Origin of the sequence: Arenibacter certesii DSM 19833, from assembly GCF_000429545.1 — a bacterium.
GTDB classification, from domain to species: domain Bacteria; phylum Bacteroidota; class Bacteroidia; order Flavobacteriales; family Flavobacteriaceae; genus Arenibacter; species Arenibacter certesii.
In genome coordinates this window covers 1-18,018 of sequence record NZ_AUCB01000056.1, presented here as the reverse complement: position 1 = coordinate 18,018, position 18,018 = coordinate 1, and the positions used below count along the sequence as shown (strand labels likewise).

General features: G+C 36.7%; 11 protein-coding genes. 1 reads left to right on the top strand and 10 read right to left on the bottom strand.

What is annotated here, in order from left to right; all coding sequences use genetic code 11:
• Together G466_RS0118295 and G466_RS0118290 are read right to left on the bottom strand one after the other, a co-directional pair.
• A partial coding sequence (locus tag G466_RS0118295; protein ID WP_026814926.1) for an STN domain-containing protein occupies positions 1 to 303 on the bottom strand: 303 nt, incomplete at its 3' end.
• A gap of 221 nt (positions 304 to 524) precedes the next feature.
• Positions 525 to 1,685: a FecR family protein gene (locus G466_RS0118290; RefSeq protein WP_026814925.1), complete on the bottom strand. Its 1,161-nt coding sequence runs from the start codon at positions 1,683 to 1,685 to the stop codon at positions 525 to 527.
• A gap of 116 nt (positions 1,686 to 1,801) precedes the next feature.
• Here G466_RS0118290 and G466_RS0118285 point away from each other — a divergent pair, with 116 nt between their 5' ends.
• Positions 1,802 to 2,386 (top strand): RNA polymerase sigma factor, encoded by a 585-nt coding sequence (locus tag G466_RS0118285; RefSeq protein ID WP_026814924.1) that lies wholly within the window; start codon positions 1,802 to 1,804, stop codon positions 2,384 to 2,386.
• A 67-nt stretch (positions 2,387 to 2,453) separates the two neighbouring features.
• Here G466_RS0118285 and G466_RS0118280 read toward each other — a convergent pair whose 3' ends face one another.
• The 8 genes from G466_RS0118280 to G466_RS22625 form a co-directional block, all read right to left on the bottom strand.
• Positions 2,454 to 2,717, bottom strand: coding sequence for a phospholipase D-like domain-containing protein (locus G466_RS0118280; RefSeq protein WP_034236141.1), 264 nt, complete (start codon positions 2,715 to 2,717; stop codon positions 2,454 to 2,456).
• Positions 2,718 to 3,012: 295 nt separating this feature from the next.
• The gene (locus G466_RS0118275) at positions 3,013 to 5,640 is read right to left on the bottom strand and encodes an alkaline phosphatase D family protein (RefSeq protein WP_026814922.1); all 2,628 of its coding nucleotides are present in this window, start codon (positions 5,638 to 5,640) and stop codon (positions 3,013 to 3,015) included.
• Between the two features lie 42 nt (positions 5,641 to 5,682).
• Positions 5,683 to 7,245, bottom strand: a complete 1,563-nt coding sequence (locus G466_RS0118270; protein ID WP_026814921.1) for a sulfatase family protein — start codon at positions 7,243 to 7,245, stop codon at positions 5,683 to 5,685.
• Positions 7,246 to 7,927: 682 nt separating this feature from the next.
• Complete coding sequence (locus G466_RS22635) at positions 7,928 to 9,469, bottom strand: sulfatase family protein (RefSeq protein ID WP_051315762.1); 1,542 nt, start codon at positions 9,467 to 9,469, stop codon at positions 7,928 to 7,930.
• Positions 9,470 to 10,079: 610 nt separating this feature from the next.
• Positions 10,080 to 11,441, bottom strand: coding sequence for a sulfatase (locus G466_RS22630; RefSeq protein ID WP_205622059.1), 1,362 nt, complete (start codon positions 11,439 to 11,441; stop codon positions 10,080 to 10,082).
• Between the two features lie 220 nt (positions 11,442 to 11,661).
• On the bottom strand, positions 11,662 to 13,257 hold the full coding sequence (locus tag G466_RS0118255) for a sulfatase (RefSeq protein ID WP_034236140.1): 1,596 nt from the start codon (positions 13,255 to 13,257) through the stop codon (positions 11,662 to 11,664).
• A gap of 285 nt (positions 13,258 to 13,542) precedes the next feature.
• Positions 13,543 to 15,018, bottom strand: a complete 1,476-nt coding sequence (locus G466_RS0118250; RefSeq protein ID WP_026814919.1) for a RagB/SusD family nutrient uptake outer membrane protein — start codon at positions 15,016 to 15,018, stop codon at positions 13,543 to 13,545.
• 13 nt (positions 15,019 to 15,031) lie between these two features.
• Positions 15,032 to 18,018, bottom strand: a 2,987-nt coding sequence (locus tag G466_RS22625) for a SusC/RagA family TonB-linked outer membrane protein (protein WP_051315761.1), incomplete at its 5' end; no start/stop codon positions are given.

The window sequence follows — 18,018 nt, the reverse complement described above, 5'->3', positions numbered from 1 at the left end:
TGGCCGTTTTTTCAAGAGAATTTTCCTATCATCTACTTCGTAGGAAACATTCATCCCTTTAAATAGCAACTTCAGAACCTCTTCTACAGACGCTTGTTTTACATTTATTTTAACTCGTTTGTTTAAATCGACCGTCTTGGTATTAAAGATGAATTTAAATTCGGTCTTCGATTCAATATCATCTATCACATCCTCTATTGTGGCAGTCTCCATATCTAAGGATATCTTGGTTTGCTGTGAATAGGTCGAATTTGCCTGCATTACAAAGGATACAGTCATTAAAAGTAGAAGTGACAACCTCATTTTTAATTTAAAATTTAAGCACCAAGGGAAATTCCCCCTTGATATTGGTGGTTTTTGCATAACTTTAGGTATTTGTTAGTGGTTATAATTAATTTAATCAGGTTTTCAATACGGGTAATGCTCCAGCATTTTCCGATTTATTTCCATGATATCGTATACTTACACATATAGCAATATGTGCTTCGGTTTATTTTAAATAGTTTATGTCATAGGCCTTATCATTATTTTATTACTATTTTATTTTCAACGATTATATAATCTATCTCATACACTTTATTAAAATAATTGAGAACTTGCTCAATGGTTTCATGTTGTGTTTCAATAGTGGCATTAAAAGTCTCCTTGGCCAAAGCTTTATTGTTATTGATGATTACCACATTATAACTTCGCTCTAGCTTTTGTATGATCTTATCAAAGGAAAGGTCCCTGAATACTAAATTTCCACTTTTCCATGAGGTGTATAGGGAGGTGTTTACTTTTCCCTTTACAACCGAGCCTACCTCCTTATCAAAACTTCCTTTAAAACCTGGCTCTAAAAACACCTCCTCTTTTACGTCCTGGGAATTGGATGCACCTCTTAGACTCACCGAACCTTCAACAAGAACTACTTCGGTTGACTCGTCCTCTGGGTAGTTGGCAATATTAAAACTGGTGCCATAGACCTTTACATCTAACTGCCCCGAATTAACCACAAAAGGAGTATTGGCATCATGAGCCACCTCCATAAACGCCTCTCCGGTTAAAAAGACCTTCCGCTCTTCTCCAGCTAAAAATGTGGTAGGATATTTCAGGGAACTCTCTGCATTTAAGTATACTACTGTGCCGTCTGACAATTCAACATTAAACTGTTTCCCCTTGGGAACCCTTAGGGTATTATAGCGCACCTTCTCTTGGGCCCCTTGTTCTTGATATACTAATTTCTGACCCTTTTGAACGCCTATTAGCTCACCTTCTTCGCTTAGCACCTCTACCGATCCCTCCTCCGAGATAACCTTTATATCTCCGTTTCCGAGTTGTAAAGTAATTGCATCTATTTTGGGAGCTATATTTTCTTTAGTATCTGACCCAGTCCATTCGTTCTGTATTAAATATCCTAGCCCAACGAATACGATAGCCATCGCAGCAACCTTGAAAACGGACTTAAACCTTCTCCTCTTTTTATGGGTTTCACTTCTTATCTCTTTCAGCAAAGTTGATCTAACCTCTTTTAAATCGGGGTTGTTCATAGCCAAGGCAGATGCAAAGTGAGTTTTTACATATTCTTTAAAAACATCCTCATTATTCAAATCCTGAATCCAGGTATTCAACCTATCCAACTCCTCAGCGGTTGCCGATTTAGAAAGGAATTTTATAATAAGATGTTCTACTTCTTGAGAAATCATTTTGTGTTGTTCTTTATAGTAATACAGAGCAAATTTGCAGTACCCTACCTTTTTTATGATTATTTTTTATTCCCCATAAATATTTATAGTTTTACTTGCTAAATAACCATACCTACATGAGAGTATTAAACAATGAAGATTTAACGGAGCAGCTTATTCATGGAAACGAAAAAGCATATATGACGTTGTTGGACACTTACCAGAGAAGACTCTATGCCTATGCACTAACATTATCTGGGGATGCGGATTCCGCAAAGGATATTGTTCAAAATGTATTCTTAAACACTTGGAGGTCTCGAAAAACCTTGAATCCAGATTTATCTCTTCAGAGCTTTCTGTATAAATCCGTTTACAACGCCTTTGTAAATCACTATCAGCAGCATAAAGCCAACATGATTTTACAAAACAAATATGTAGAGGCCCTAACGGAGGTGGTAGAGGAAACCAATGAGAATGATTTATCGCGAATGATCAAGATCATGAACGCTGAAATTGACAAGCTACCCCCAAAATGCAGGGAGATTTTCATTCTCAGCAAAAAAGAAGGTCTCACCAATAAAGAAATATCACTGCATCTAAGTATATCTGTAAAAGCAGTGGAAGCTCAAATCACAAAGGCTTTTGGAGTATTAAGAAATAATTTGGGTGAGCGATACAAGATGGTACTATATGCATTTATAGCTATGACTCCAAAAAGCTAAACTCGGTTTGAATCTTAAAATATATTTATCTTCTATGAACATTTTCTAATTATAAAAACTTTACTCTCTATATATAGTACCCCCTTAATTTCACCGGCTCCACATACAACTCCCTCCCCCATTCGCTCAGCTCCTTTTCCAAGTAATTTTCATTATAGAATAACGCATCAAATTCAGCGTTCAACTCTTTAATTGCTTTCCGATCCGCAATTCGAATCCGGGTTTCATAGTTGTTTCGAGTACCATTATATGTGAAGTTTAGTGATCCTAAATAAGCAATCTCGATAGCAATTCTAATTTTTTTAATGAAAATATTTAAATTTAGATCCACTACAAAATTAATCTCACAAACTCAGTATAAGTAAATGACTGTAAATGTCCAAGAGACTCCATTCAAATACTTACAATACATCCACTTTTTCAACCATATACTGCACAAATGGTTCACAAGTTCCAAAGGAGAATTTATTAATGAGTTCCATACATTTACCCATAAGAAAAAGAAGAATTTTCAATCAAACTAAATGAAGTAAATAATACTTGCGATTTGGTTATTAGATTAGTAAGAAAAACATCTCTTTATTCAAACTAGACTTAAAGAGATACTTAATAAAATAATTCCAAACTCACCTCTCATTTAAATTGATTTGAATAGATTTATTGTTGTCGGTTTTTGCCTTCACATTTATTAATGATTTTTCAAAACCGATTTCTGGCACCTCAATTATAACCTTGTAATTCCCTTTATAAAATACCTTTGGCCTAAATGAATTATTGGCCATTCGCATTGCATAGACTAGATCACCTTTTTCCTCAAATATTTTAATCACAGGTTTATGGTGCCCCTCTATCTTAATCTCTGGTAACCATGCCACTGCTTTTCGTCCATAATTATCTTCTTGCTTAATTGTAATAGGCCATCCTATATTCTGAACCTTTTCACCATGTGTTGGGTCCACAAACCTGGACCAACATTCCGTTTTAATGGTTCTTTCTTTCTTATTAAACGTTACTAGACCATATCCAGTAGCCCTGTCATGTATGATTTTAGGTTTTAATCCGGTTTGGTAGGGATTAGCTACCGCCAATACAGTCATTTTATTACCAAAACCATCAATATGGTCTCCAACATAGGCTGGGTTTTCATAGCTATGATTTGTAGTCTCCACCTTAGATGGCCAAAACCTCCTAGGCCATATATTATTTAATGCGGGACCGGCAAAAGCATAACCACTATCCCCATGATCATCGATTCCATATCGAATAAAACTTCCTAGATGCTGATCTCCAGCAATGTGAAAAGCAAAACATTTACGTATCTGTTTCACCGCTCTATCCCTTTGGTTTGAGGGCCACCCATTGGAATCCATGTCGACTGTAGGCCAATCTCCAATAACATACTCCCCTTTCTTAGGAATCTTAAGGGATGGAACCACCTCATCAGTTCTAGTCCCTTTGGGAAGCGTAGCAACCGTAGCAAAATTAGTCTGTGACAACACCACTTTCATTTCAGCACCATTGTTCCAGTCTTGAGCCCAATCATCTAGGAACTTGTGTTGTCTCTCTCCTAATAGATCTGCTTCCAGGGTCTTGTATTTCTTAATATCGAAATCGGGATTAGTAATAAAGCCATTCCATACTTTTGCCTCCTTAGGCAAAACTCTTTTAGGAGCCGATTTAAATTTACGGTCCTCTAGAATGGCAAAACTTAGGCCAGCATATTTCCATTGGGTGTAATAAACACCAATTCCTTGTTTTACAGGCGTTGGATCATAAGGATCCGGCAAGTGACTTGTTTGAGTAAACTGGACCATATTTATCCAATCTGCGGCCATTTTATATCCGCCTGAATCCTGTGCATCTGCTCCAAAATTATTACTTACGTCTGCTGCTTTTCCACCTTCTCCCCAAACGTTACCGTGATAAACATCATGGTCATCAGGTATTATAGCGCAGGGCTTATGTCTAAACAATTCCCGATAGCTCCAACCGAACATCATCCACTTTCGGAGGTAATCTAAACATGTCTTGTCAAATTCTCCTCCATAGTCGGCCCCAAATCCACCAGTACTTTCATAAAATTGATCACCTAAAAATAAAATAATATCAGGGTTTAATTTAGATACATTTTCATGAATATCATTATCAGGAAAACCATGTTGGGCATTGCAACTGAACACGGCTGTTTTAATTTCATCAAGATCGGTAGGCTCTTTTGCAATCGTTCCATTGTAAAAATACTGGTGAATTTCGTTTTTCAACGGAATCTCAAGGAAAATTCTATAAGGAGTTTCCTGGGTATTATTCCATTGATCAATACTAAAATTAACAGCTCTTCCTGGATGTACCACCGAAGTTGTTCCCAAGGTTTTCCAACTCCCGTTATCTTGAATTTGAAAGGCTACCTTATGCCCCTTAATTTTTTCTATTGGACTTAACTGTGCGGTAATTTTTAATTTATGTTGATGTAAAGTATATTGTGCAAAACAAATAGGTCCAAATAGATTATTTTCTATTTGCTCTATATTATTAGAACCAATATGCCAATCGGAAAAAGCAACGGAGGATTTGTTAGTCGACTTGTACTTATTATTCACATGAGAGAGTAGAGCAAAATTACCAGAAAGTTCTTCTGCTGGAATGCTAATTTCTATTAAAGGATATAAAAGTTTTCCGTTAAGCGTGTTCTTAATGGTTACGACTAATTGATAATTGGATTGGATGGGGCGTGCATCTATCTCTAAACGTACCGATTTGGGCAACTCTTTAATAGAGGTCTCTATTACTTTTTCACCAATGATTAAATTCCCCAAGGGATCTATTCCAACATCTAAGCCTTTACCAAAAACTGCAGCGGAACGATAATCTTCAAATGGTCCTTTAGCACCTAATCGCATTCCAAACAAGGCCTCATCTGCATTATTTAATTCTTTATTTAAAATAGATATGGTAACAGCAGCCTTAAAAGCATTCCGATCATTTGATTTCTGAACATTTAAAAGATGTAGCGTTCTATTGGTATCAGATATATTGCAAACTGCTCTTCCATCTTCTAAAATCCAATCTTGCAGCCTGTTTCCCCAATATTCAGGCCCCACCCATTTCATATCCGGCCAATTCCCCCAGTTACTTTGAAAGTCCAACTTGGTATGTTTTTTCTTTGAAGTAAGAAAGGTATGAGCAAAAGCTGATTCCGATATAAAAGGTAAAAACGAGCCTAAAACAATTGTTTTAATAGTTTTTCTTCTATCCATTTTATAATTAATAGATTATATATAAGTATGTAAATCCGTTTTTTATTTTAATTCCAATGCTTCTATCAGGTTTCCTTCATTACCTCTAATAGCTATATAATCTTCAACCATCTCTTGAAGCTTTTCAGGATTGGATTTAGCTAAGTTTTGTAGTTGACCAGGATCATTTTCCAGATTATATAATTGATATTCCTCCGAATTACCCAACTCTATATTTACACTTTTGTTTATTTCTGGACCATTGTATGGTGGTATCATGGCCCAGTTTCCTTTTCTAAAAGCTGTTCTTGAAGTAGCTTCCAACACCAATGATTCTCTTCCCTTTTTTGTCTTACCTAGGAAGTCATTTAAAAGATTCTCACTATCCTCTCCTTTTGAATTACTTCCGACTAAGGCTGCCATGGAGGTGAGCAAGTCTACCTGACATACCAAAGCATCAGATTTCCCTGGTTCTATCATTCCTTTCCAATAGGTAATAAAAGGGATACGAGTGCCTGCCTCAAATAAACTATATTTACCTCCACGGAAAGGACCAGAAGGAGTATGGTTCCCTAGTTTTTCTACAGCATCGTCATAATATCCATCATTGATAACCGGTCCATTATCACTAGAAAATACAATTAGGGTATTCTCTAGAATTCCTTCATCTTTCAACGTTTTCATAAACTCACCTATCATCCAATCGGCTTCTAAAATAACATCACCCCTGGGTCCCATACCTGATTTCCCTGCAAATCTTGGGTGAGGTGTCCTTGGCACATGTGGTTGTTGTAGAGCATAATATAGAAAGAAAGGTTGGTTCTTATGTTTTTTTACATACTGTTGAGCTTTCGCTAAAAAATGATCGGCCATATCCACATCGCTCCATTTGGCAGCTTCTCCACCTTTCATAAATCCAATTCTTGGCACACCATTTACTATACTATTATTATGGCCGTGATGCCATTTCATAGTAGTTAGTTCAGGATTATCTAAACCTGTTGGTTCACCTTCAAAATTTTTATCATAACTTACTTCTATCGGGTCATTAGGATCCAATCCGTCTACATAACCATCTGCAATATATACCGTTGGCACCCTATCTTGAGTAGCTGCTAAAATATAAGAATAATCAAAACCCACTTCATTTGGGCCAGGGGACACCCTTTCATTCCAATTTACATTTCCACTACCAAGGCCCAAATGCCATTTACCCACAATTCCTGTAGTATAGCCTTCTGTTTGCAACATTTTAGGCACTGTCAATTGTGAGGTATCTATGATTAAGGGCGCTGTTCCCGGTAATATTTTAGCATCTTTATTACGCCATGGATACCTACCTGTTAATAAAGCATATCTACTGGGTGTACAAGTTGCTGACGTAGCATAACCATTAGTAAACTGCATTCCACCTTCCGCCAAAGCATCCATATTTGGAGTGCTAATCTCCGTTGCTCCGTAAGCACTCATATCACCATACCCAAGATCGTCCATATAAATAAAAATGATGTTGGGTTTATTAGTATTTTCATTGGTAGTTGCTACCTTTTCCTCCTTTGATTTACATCCCGCTAAAAGCAGGACAACCAATACTGTTTGGAATAAGTTCATTTTAATAATTCTCATTTGTCATTCTTTTATTCTTAATTTTCACTTCAAAACATGGTTAGCATATGAAATTAAAAGCATTCCCAAAATCTCTAGACAATCCTACTGCACAATCAACAATCATTTTATTTCTCTTGTATAATGATAGGATAATATTAACCTAAAATCTTAGTTTTATAATCCTCGATAGAAATACTCCAATTAAAATTTAATATCCAGACTCTATCCTTTTGGTTTTCATAACAAGTTAAAAATGTATCCTTTATTTCAATTATTCATGCATTAATCCTTTCACCGTATTGGGAAAAAATATTAAAAAAAGGGGGTGGCTATTAATGAAAATGCCAACCCTATTAACTGGATAAAACCTCTACTTTTTAATTATTTACATCAAATATTTAATTTCCCAATTTAGGATTTACGTTAACCTCCGATTCTGGAAAAGGTAATACTTAATCTAGAACTTCACTAAAATTTTTATTAGTAACATACCATCTCTGGTATGTAGGTCTACTTTCTTAGACATTATTTGATATAGAGACTCTAAAAAATAAACTTATAATTTTCCCATTATGTTTTCTTAATTTTAAACCTTGAGCATCGATGAATTAAAGATTCTATTTACATTGAACAGTCTTATAAATTGTCCCAAAAAACAATTCATGAGCTTCCCTAGGTATAAAGATCATTTTAACAATTTTTAATTCAAATTCACTTCATGCTTATTTGTGAATCCATCTTTCTTTAAATTTGTTAACTTCCCTCGAAGGTCTTTTACTTTTTCAGGGAATTGCTCGGCAAGATTTTTCTGTTCTTCAGGGTCTTCTTTTAGATTATAGAGTTGTGGTTGCTTTTGGAAACCTGTTTCTATTATTGGACCCCAAGGTACCAGGGTAGGACCATCTAATGGCTCTATATATTTCCATGAGTTTTCAACATAAGACAAAGGCCCCAGGTAACTTTCTTGAACAAGAGAAGTTCTCCCAACCTCATCATCGCCTAATAAAACATCTAATCTGTTTTGACTGTCAATCACATCATCTGGCACTTTTTCTACACGCGTTAAGTGAGCAAAAGAACGCAAAAAATCTACTTGACTGAACAAAGCATTGGAAACTGTTCCCTTGGCTTTTCCATTAGGCCAACGAATAATCAAAGGAACTTTAGTACCCCCATCGTAAGCGCTGTATTTGCCACCACGCATTCCACCTGTAGGTTTATGATCGCCAATAAGTTCCCGTGCTTGATCCTCGTATCCATCGTCCAATACAGGACCATTATCACTGGAAAATACAACTATGGTATTATCTAATAAGTTTTGACTTTTAAGGGTTTCCATGATTTGCTCTACCGTCCAGTCTAATTGTAAGATAACGTCTCCTCTTGGCCCCATACCACTTTTTCCTTGGAACATTTTATTAGCCACTCGAGGTACATGAATATCATGAGTAGAAAGTAATAAAAAAAAAGGCTGTCCGCTAGTAGATTTTATAAATTTCTGAGATTTATCCACTAGTTCCATAGGGACGGTCTCATCGTCCCACAGTGCAGCTTTTCCACCTACCATATAGCCTATTCTACTGATACCGTTAACAATGGTATTGTTATGGCCTTGAGAGGGTTTTAATGTCAATAATTCTGGGGTCTCCTTTCCAGTAGGCCAATCGCCTATTTTCTCTTGATAATTTATTTGAACAGGATCATTTGGATCCAAATTGACAATATGATGGTTCTCAACGAAAACACAGGGCACCCTATCGCCCGTTGCAGGAATGAGGTATGAATAATCAAAACCTATTTCCAGTGGTCCTGGAGCTATTTTTCCATTCCAATCAGGACCATCTTCTCCTCCCAACCCTAAATGCCATTTTCCTACAATACCTGTTCTATATCCTGCTATTCTTAAAACAGCGGGTAAGGTTGTACTAGAAGTATCAATTAAAAGCCCTTGATCGCCTTTAGCGACGCTCGCCCCTTCTCTTCTCCAGGCATAATTACCCGTTAACAAAGAGTACCTAGAAGGTGTGCAGGTAGCAGCTGTGGCATAGGCATTATGAAATGCTATACCTTCTTCTGCCAACCCATCTATAGCAGGGGTTCCTACTCCCGTGCCACCATAGCTACTGATATCACCAAAACCAAGATCATCAGTGTATATAAAGACTATATTAGGTTTTCGCACTTCCCTTTCATATGCGCTTGAAGTATTTAATTTTTCTTCATTCTTGTTTTTACAACCCATTGCCACGAAATTAAATAGGAAGCAGAGCAAAATTGAATATTTTTTTAAAAAAATAGTATCAATTTGAAAATTCATCATTTATTAGAATTTAGTTTTCTTAGTAAGGTTTTTCGAATAATTCGCTTTAAGAACTATTACTTAGTTATATTAAATTTCTTGAAAATTTATTGTCAGTTGTTTCTTTAACCCAATCCAATAATTTTTTGGAGATAATCATCAATATAATCTAAATAGCTTACATCTATTGAAAGGCTAGAATAATAGTTTCCAATCCGTCTACATAGCCATCATTATTAAACACTGTTGGAACCCTATCTTGAGAAGTCGCAAGAATATAGGATATATCTAAACCACTTTCATTGGGGCCAGGAGATAACCTCTCAATTTATTAGACCATTACCCAGCCCACACATACAATCAGCTCAAAATGAACAGTGCATCCCAAAACTCCGTAATAATACGTGTTGATATTAGACCTTGATCAAAGACCACCTGATTATCCGATATTCCTACTTTTATTTTACATTAATCGTATAACAAGATAAAAACCTGTTCATCCCAGAAGATTAACCACGTTATTTTTATACTTTACTTTCTTACTCAAAAAACGTTAAATATTAATTGTTGGTTTTTTAGTTTTTAAATCGTCATTAATAGTTTTAAGCTCTTTCTTTAATTCTTTCAATTTTTCAGGATTTTCAGTGGACAAATTATTTCTTTCGGAAATATCCGATTTTAAGTTATATAACTCATACGTATCCGATTCGTAAAAATAGATAAGTTTCCAATCTCCTTTTCTCAAAGCTTGTCCTGGTGTCCAGCCACTGCCATGGTAATGGGGGTAATCCCAAAATAAAACTCTATTGAGTTCAGTCTGTTGGTTATTCATTAATGATCTAAGACTCAATCCATCCTTATGAAGATCAGGCCTTTGAGGCAAATCTAGTACGTCCAATATTGAAGGAAAAAGATCCATACTTATTACAGGAGTATGTATAGTTCGATGTTGATTCTTACCAGGCTCTTTAATGATTAGAGGTACCCGTATACCTCCCTCATAGGCCCAACCTTTACCTCCTCTCAATGGTCTTACACTGGTTGGGGCATCTCTATTGTTCATTTTGCCCTCTAGAGTAGACAACCCCCCATTATCCGAAGTAAAAACTATTAAAGTATTATCCATAAGATTGAGAGTTTCCAATTTATCTAAAAGTCTACCGACATTCTCGTCCAGTGCATAAACCATCGAAGCATACTCAGGATTATATTGATTGATTACCGTTTTGGCAGCACCTTCATTTTCAAATTTAGGCATTGTATCTTTCAACATTTTTTGCTTGGCTCGAAATTTCGCTATATGCTTTTTGGAGGCCTGAATAGGGGTATGTACTGTATAATAGGACAAATACAACAAAAAGGGTTTCTCCTTGTTTTCTTCCAAAAAGCTAATAGATTCATCGGTAAGTCTATCAGTCAGGTATTCCCCATCAGGGCCGTCGGTCAATTTAGGATTGTTATAGGGAGAGTAATAACCTCCAGGAGGTTGCCCTTTATGATGCCCTCCCTTGTTAATGTCGAAGCCTTGATCTTCAGGGAAAAATCCAGTATCGCCCAGATGCCACTTGCCTGCAAAAAATGTCTTATAATCTGCTTCCTTCAGAGTTTCAGCAATAGTAACTTCTTCTAGAGGTAAATGATTCAATATTTTTGGACCTAAAAGAGCCCTGTCTTGTGGATCTCTTCCTGGTATCCAGTCTGTGATTCCTATTCGTGTGGGGTATTTACCTGTTAATATTGCCGCTCGTGTAGGAGAACACACAGGATTAGGTGTATAGGCATTAGTAAAAACATTGCCTTGTTCTGCAAGTCGATCGAGGTTTGGAGTCTCATAAAACGTACTGCCATAGAACCCCAAATCATTCCATCCTAGGTCATCTACCAATATGAAGACTACGTTCTTTTTATTATCCACACTCTCGTTTGTTGTATCTATTTTTTTATCAACATCCTTACAATTTACTAAAAAGCATACTATGAAAAATAAACAAAATTTACTTAATACCGATTTGGAAATCGGGAAGACAAGGGTACCTTGATAAGAATATCTTTTTGTTCGCTTACATTTTTCTTTTGATAACATAATTTTTTTGATTAAAAATTAGTGAATTTAATCCTAGAATTTAAGATAATATTTAATCTTCAGTCAACCTACTTCCCCACCAATCTTCATTAGGTTTAAAATCTTTAGACAAAAACTTAATTCGCTCCTCTTCAAGCTCTGGCCATTTTTCGTTAATAGTTTTGTTGTGCCTTTTCTCTGCTAGTTTAGAATCGTATTCTAGGTCCTTTACTGGCAAATTAGCTCCTACCTCCTCAAGCCAGCTCAATAACTTATTACTAAGTTCCTTAGTGATTTCAGGATTTGAAGCACTAACATCGAATTGTTCACTTTGATCAGAATCAAGGTCATAGAGCTCTTCACTTCCATCTTCCCAATAATGGATAAGTTTCCAATTCTTTTCACGAATGATTGAGGAGGGATTACCACCCTGGTTTCCGTAATGGGGATAGTGCCAAAATAACGGTCTATCAATATCCATTTGTTTGCCTTCCAAAATAGGTCTGAGACTAATACCATCCAAATGCTGTTCAGGCAATAAATCTACAGTGGCTAAATCCAGAAGCGTTGGAAAGAAATCAGTTCCTGTAACTGGAAAATCACTTCGTGACCCGCCATTATTTAGCCAAGGCACTTTAATAAAATAAGGCTCACGGATACCACCCTCCCATTGATACCCCTTTCCTCCGCGCAGGGGTAAGTTTGATGTTGAAAACGCATCGCCAGATGCCACTCCGCCATTATCTGACGTAAAGACCACTATCGTATTCTCTTCAAGACCTGAATCTTTTATGGCTTTCAATACTACACCTACAGCATCGTCCATACTTTCAACCAGACCTGCGTAGATAGGATTGTCCTGTACCTGTCTAATAGGTAAGACTCGTTCCATTTTATACCCATTTTCCAAAATGCCTTGAGCTTCCGCCTTATCCCTATATTTCTGCCACTTTTCTTCTGTTGTCTGAATGGGACCATGAACCGCATAAAATGAAAGAAAGGCAAAAAAAGTCGAATCTTTATGCTGCATAATAAAATTTGCAGTTTCATTGCCCAATCGCATAGTAAGATTCTCCCCTTTTTTCTCGTTGGGCAAACTGGGGTTGTCCCAAGGTGAGAAATATCCTCCCATTGGACTTCCTTTGTCCCAACCTCCTTTATTTATCTCAAAACCATGGTCCTCAGGATTAGATCCTTCCCCTCCCAAATGCCATTTACCTGCAAAAAAAGTTTTGTATCCAGCATCTCTCATTGCCTCAGCGATGGTAATGTCACTTTTTGGTAAATTATGGACATATTCTGCCGGCAGTAATTTATCATGCCTATTATGTTTCCTCCATTCAGTGCCCGAAGCAGCCCCTATCCAATCGGTAATTCCATGGCGGGCTGTAAACTTCCCGGTCATTATACTAGCTCTGGAAGGGCTGCATACCCTGCTAGCTGCATAGCCTTGGGTAAATATAACACCTTCTTCTGCTAATCGATCAACATTTGGGGTTTCATAATAGGTGCTACCTGTCACTCCCAAATCATTTAAACCCAAATCATCTACTAGTATAAAAACAACGTTTGGTCTTTTTTTAACTATATCTTTAACTTTTTTTTGATTCTCACATGCGTAGAATATGGGTATAAATATTACGATAATTATAAGTCTAATTTTCTTCATATTTAATATTTTACTATTAGTTTCGATTTTATTCTATAGTCTTGTGTAATCCTTAGACACAACCGACTAATATGATCCTATTATTTCCGATAACATAAGCGAACTTTTGAAAATCATAATTCTAATCTTAGCAAGGGGTTGTCTAGGATTAAATAGGCAGTCTCCCAATTGATTAAATGATTAACGACTAATCATTCTTAGTGAAACTAATTTTATAATAAATCCGATGAAAAACTATGATAATAATCAAAGTCTTTCATCAGATAAATTAAAATATTCATAAAATTAATAGCCCGGATTTTGACTTATACTGCCTTCCGAAATTTCACGTTCCCGAGCAGGTACTGGCATCAAAACATGATGATTCTGAATATTGGCTGCAGGTATTTCCATATGGGAATCTTTCACATTTCGAATAGTTTCTACGAAAACACCCCATCTTAATAAATCAAATTTCCGATGACCTTCAAAGCCGAGTTCTGTTGCCCGTTCTTTTCTAAGAGCTTCGCGAAATGATGTCTGATCTAGACCACTTAAAGGTGGTAGACCTGCTCTTTCACGAACTAGATTTATAAAAGAGTAGGCATTAGTAGGTCCATTCAATTCATTTTCAGCCTCAGCGCGCATTAACAATACGTCCGAATATCGTATTACATAGGTATTTTGGCTTCCATTATTTGACTTCGGAGAATCTCCATCAATATTTAGATATTTCCCGGTTATAGGACCTGCACCTGGTGTTCTCGGAGATTCAAGAATATTACCATTTAATTGGGTAACATAACTAATATCTTTTCTTAGATCGCCAGTTTCAAACATACTCAGATAATCTGTGGTGGGCAACATGTTCTCCCAGCCTCCGCCAACAGCATTGGTAGCACCTACTATCTCCACATCCCTAGACCCAGTCCAACTCTGTTTAAAGTCGTTGCGCTCATCTTGTTTAAATTGTATATCAAATACATTTTCATTTACTAAAACACCATCCTTATCAGGCATTAAAACGTACTCTGCATTTTGGCTCCATAGACTGTTATAATCAGCTACTAATCCAAACATTCCAGAATTAATAACCTCCTGTGCAGTATTATTTGCCTCCAGCCATTTATTCTGGGTTAGGTAAACTTTTGACAGCAATGCTGTGGCAGCCCATTTGGTTGCCCTTCCTTTTTCTTCTGCCGTATACTCATCAGGGAGATTAACAATTGCCTCATTTAAGTCTTGCTCAATTAATGCATATACTTCCTCCACAGTATTTCTGTTAATACCTTTCAATAAGTCAGTATCATTAACCACTTCGGTAAGAATAGGAACTTCCCCATACACCCGCACCAATTCGAAATAATAAAAAGCTCTTAAGAATTGCGCTTCAGCTATAAGCCTTTGTTTTAGCCCCTCATTGTTCATAGTCACATTTGGCACAAGTTGGATTACTGTATTAGCAAGGGCAATCCCTTGGTAATTTGACTGCCACATTGCGGTGGCATCCCCATTATTTTCATTAAGATCCAAGAACCAAGATATTGGTCTCATATTATGCTGGCCTTGAAAAGCGATGTCACTTGGAGTAAAACCATAATAAAAGGAAATTATATTACTATGTAATCTGGTATACGCCGCAGTTGTTGCGGCCAATGCATCTTGTTCATTAGCAGGGAAGCTCCCAGGTACCAAAAAATCAATTGGTTTTTCAGTGATAATATCGTCGCATGATAAGAATGTTATTCCCACCAGAATTCCAAAAAAAACTAACTTTTTCATCTATATTTATATATTAAAATGTCAAACTTAAACCAACAGTAAATGATCGGACAGCAGGGTCTTGAGCCTGATCATAACCACGACGGGCATTTTCACTCCCTCGATTAATTTCAGGATCATAACCACTATATTTGTCGACCAATAATAAATTGGTGCCACTCACATACAATTTAGCTCTTTGAATTATCGACATATTTTTTGGTGTAAAGTTGTAGCCTAAACTTATATTTCGCAATCTTAAGAACGATCCATCTTCTATAATTCCAGTTTCCGGAACAATTTCCGAACGAAAAGCACCCCTTACTGAAGGCACATTCGAATCGGTATTCTCAGGTGTCCAACGATTCGCAAAAACTTTACTTACATTATTGTCAAAAGCCGTATTAATTCTTGAATCGGTCTCATTAAAAATATCATTACCTAATACAAATGACCAATACATAGAAAAATCAAAACCTTTATAGGTTATAGTATTATTCATCCCCCCAAATAATTCGGGATGTGGACTACCAATTATCGTTTGGTCATTATCATCAATTATTCCATCTGGCACACCATTGGGACCACTAATATCCTCAAATCGCTTACCTCCTGGAAATACACCTCTACCCGTAACTCCAGCTGCATCTATTTCAGCCTGAGTATTCCAAATACCATTCCGAATATACCCATAAAATGCACCTATAGGCTCACCTTCTTTTATTACAGCGGAAGGTTGATTTATAACTCCTCCAAAACGATTAATTAACAATTCACCACTCTCATGAGGAATAGAAACAACTTTATTTTTATTTGTAGAAATATTGAAACTAGTATCCCATCTAAAATCATTTTTATCAATATTGATCGAATTAACAAAAAGCTCAAATCCCTGATTTTCAATGGTACCAAAATTAGTTGGAATAATAGCATTTGGCACTCCAGACAACCATAAAATTTCTTGATCGGTGAAAAGATCATTAGTTTCCTTGTGGTAATAGTCCAAAGTAACCTGTAGTCGATTTTTAAAAAATGCAAAATCCAATCCTAAATCCAATTGATCAGTAGTTTCAAATTTCAATTTATCATTACCCAACCTGTTCAATCCAATCCCCTTGGATATATCTCCACTATTTCCAAAAAGATATGTAAATCCAGCACCTAATCTTGCCAAGGAAGTTCCTCCAGAAGCAGGATTCCCCAATCTACCGTAGCTAATCCGAAACTTAAGATCATCAAATACCGTAAGGTTTTTAATAAATTCTTCCCTACCGACATTCCAAGCGATAGCCACTGAAGGAAAAGTACCCCATTTACTATCTTTTGCAAAATTGGAAGATCCATCCACCCGGCCATTCAAGGTAAGTCGATATTTACCTTTATACCCGTAGTTCAGTCTGAAGAGATAAGATTCCACTCCAAATTCATTATTAAAAGAACTTGCGCCTGATCTTTCTGACCCTGCTCCTATATTATTATATTCAAAGTAATCAGTTGTAAATCCCTTAACCTGAACTGAGCTTCCAGAATTATAAATGCTTTGTCGAGTATATCCAAAAAGTCCATCGAGATCATGATCTCCTACAGATTTATTATAAGTCAACGTTTGTTCCATTAGAACACTCATATATTCTGAGTTGCGAATTGTTGCAGTTCCTCTATCATTAATTTGACTAAATAACGTTGATGGTGCATAATTTTCACTTTTATCATAAGAGAGATCAGCGCCAAAATTAAACTTATATCTCAAATTTTTAATCGGCTCCAATTCTGCATAAACTGTTCCTAACAATCGAGTTCTCGTATCTAAATTTATGTTTTTAGCAGCATTCCCTAAAGGGTTTTCAGGATTAAGCTCTGCACTAACAGTTTGAATTGTATACTCTCCATTTTCGTCGAAAATAGGCAAAGTTGGAAACCAACCTGCGGTATTAATAATGTTGCTACTTCTTGGCACTCCTGTACTTCGAGAAAGAGTTACAGAATTCCCTACTTTAAGTATTTTGTTTAATTTATAATCTCCGTTCATACGAAGCTGGTATCTTTCTAAACTACCTCCCCGAAATATACCTTCTTGATTAAAATAATTTGCAGAAACAAAATATTGCGAGTTCTCGTTTCCACCGGAGGCGGATAAAGTATGGCTGGTCATTGGAGCATCTTTTCTATAAACCTCTTTTTGCCAATCAGTTCCTTCACCTAAAGATTCTGGATTTGGATATACCATTGTTCCCTGTACTTCATTTTGCCAATCCGCGAATTCAGATGCATTTAGTACTTCGATAAATCTTAAAGGGGACTGAAAGGTTGTAAACGTATCATAAGTGAATTTTGCTTTCCCTGCTGATCCTCTTTTGGTAGTGATTAATATTACACCTGCCGACCCCCTAGAACCATAAAGAGCAGTGGCAGATGCATCTTTAAGCACTTCTACAGATTCTATATCCAATACATTTATATCCGAAGAGTTACCGGCACCAATCAACCCGTCAATTACAAATAAAGGTGAACTGTTTCCTGAAATAGAGTTTGTTCCGCGAATTCGTATTGATGCTGCTGCACCTGGTTGGGAAGAGGTTGGGGTAACTTGCACACCCGACACTCTCCCCCGCAATGCATCATCTAAACGTGCCGTAGGAGTAGCATTTATTTCCTCAGTTTTGATAGAGGATACGGAGCCTGTCATATCTGATTTTTTCACCGTTCCATAAGCTACCACAACAACCTCATCCAATCCAGCTGCACTTTCTTCTAGTGTAATGTTAAGGTTTGCTCCATCTGTCACCGGAATTTCTTTAGTAGAGAATCCAATATAGGAAACTACTAAAGTAGCATCGGCACCTGTAAGGTCTAGCGAGAAATTCCCATCAAAATCGGTCTGTGTCCCATTGGTGGTTCCTTTTTCAACGATACTTGCACCTGGTAGGGGCTGACCTTGATCATCGGATACCGTTCCTGTAACCTGGAGTTGCATCTTTTCTGCCCCAAGGGAGGAGCTATCCGATTTATCACTACGGCTTA

Excerpts from the sequence above, each read along its gene's own strand:
- G466_RS0118290 (WP_026814925.1), bottom strand. The coding sequence starts at position 1,685 with ATGATTTCTCAAGAAGTAGAACATCTTATTATAAAATTCCTTTCTAAA.
- G466_RS0118285 (WP_026814924.1), top strand. The coding sequence starts at position 1,802 with ATGAGAGTATTAAACAATGAAGATTTAACGGAGCAGCTTATTCATGGA.
- G466_RS0118275 (WP_026814922.1), bottom strand. The coding sequence starts at position 5,640 with ATGGATAGAAGAAAAACTATTAAAACAATTGTTTTAGGCTCGTTTTTA.
- G466_RS0118270 (WP_026814921.1), bottom strand. The coding sequence starts at position 7,245 with ATGAGAATTATTAAAATGAACTTATTCCAAACAGTATTGGTTGTCCTG.
- G466_RS22635 (WP_051315762.1), bottom strand. The coding sequence starts at position 9,469 with ATGGGTTGTAAAAACAAGAATGAAGAAAAATTAAATACTTCAAGCGCA.
- G466_RS0118255 (WP_034236140.1), bottom strand. The coding sequence starts at position 13,257 with ATGAAGAAAATTAGACTTATAATTATCGTAATATTTATACCCATATTC.
- G466_RS0118250 (WP_026814919.1), bottom strand. The coding sequence starts at position 15,018 with ATGAAAAAGTTAGTTTTTTTTGGAATTCTGGTGGGAATAACATTCTTA.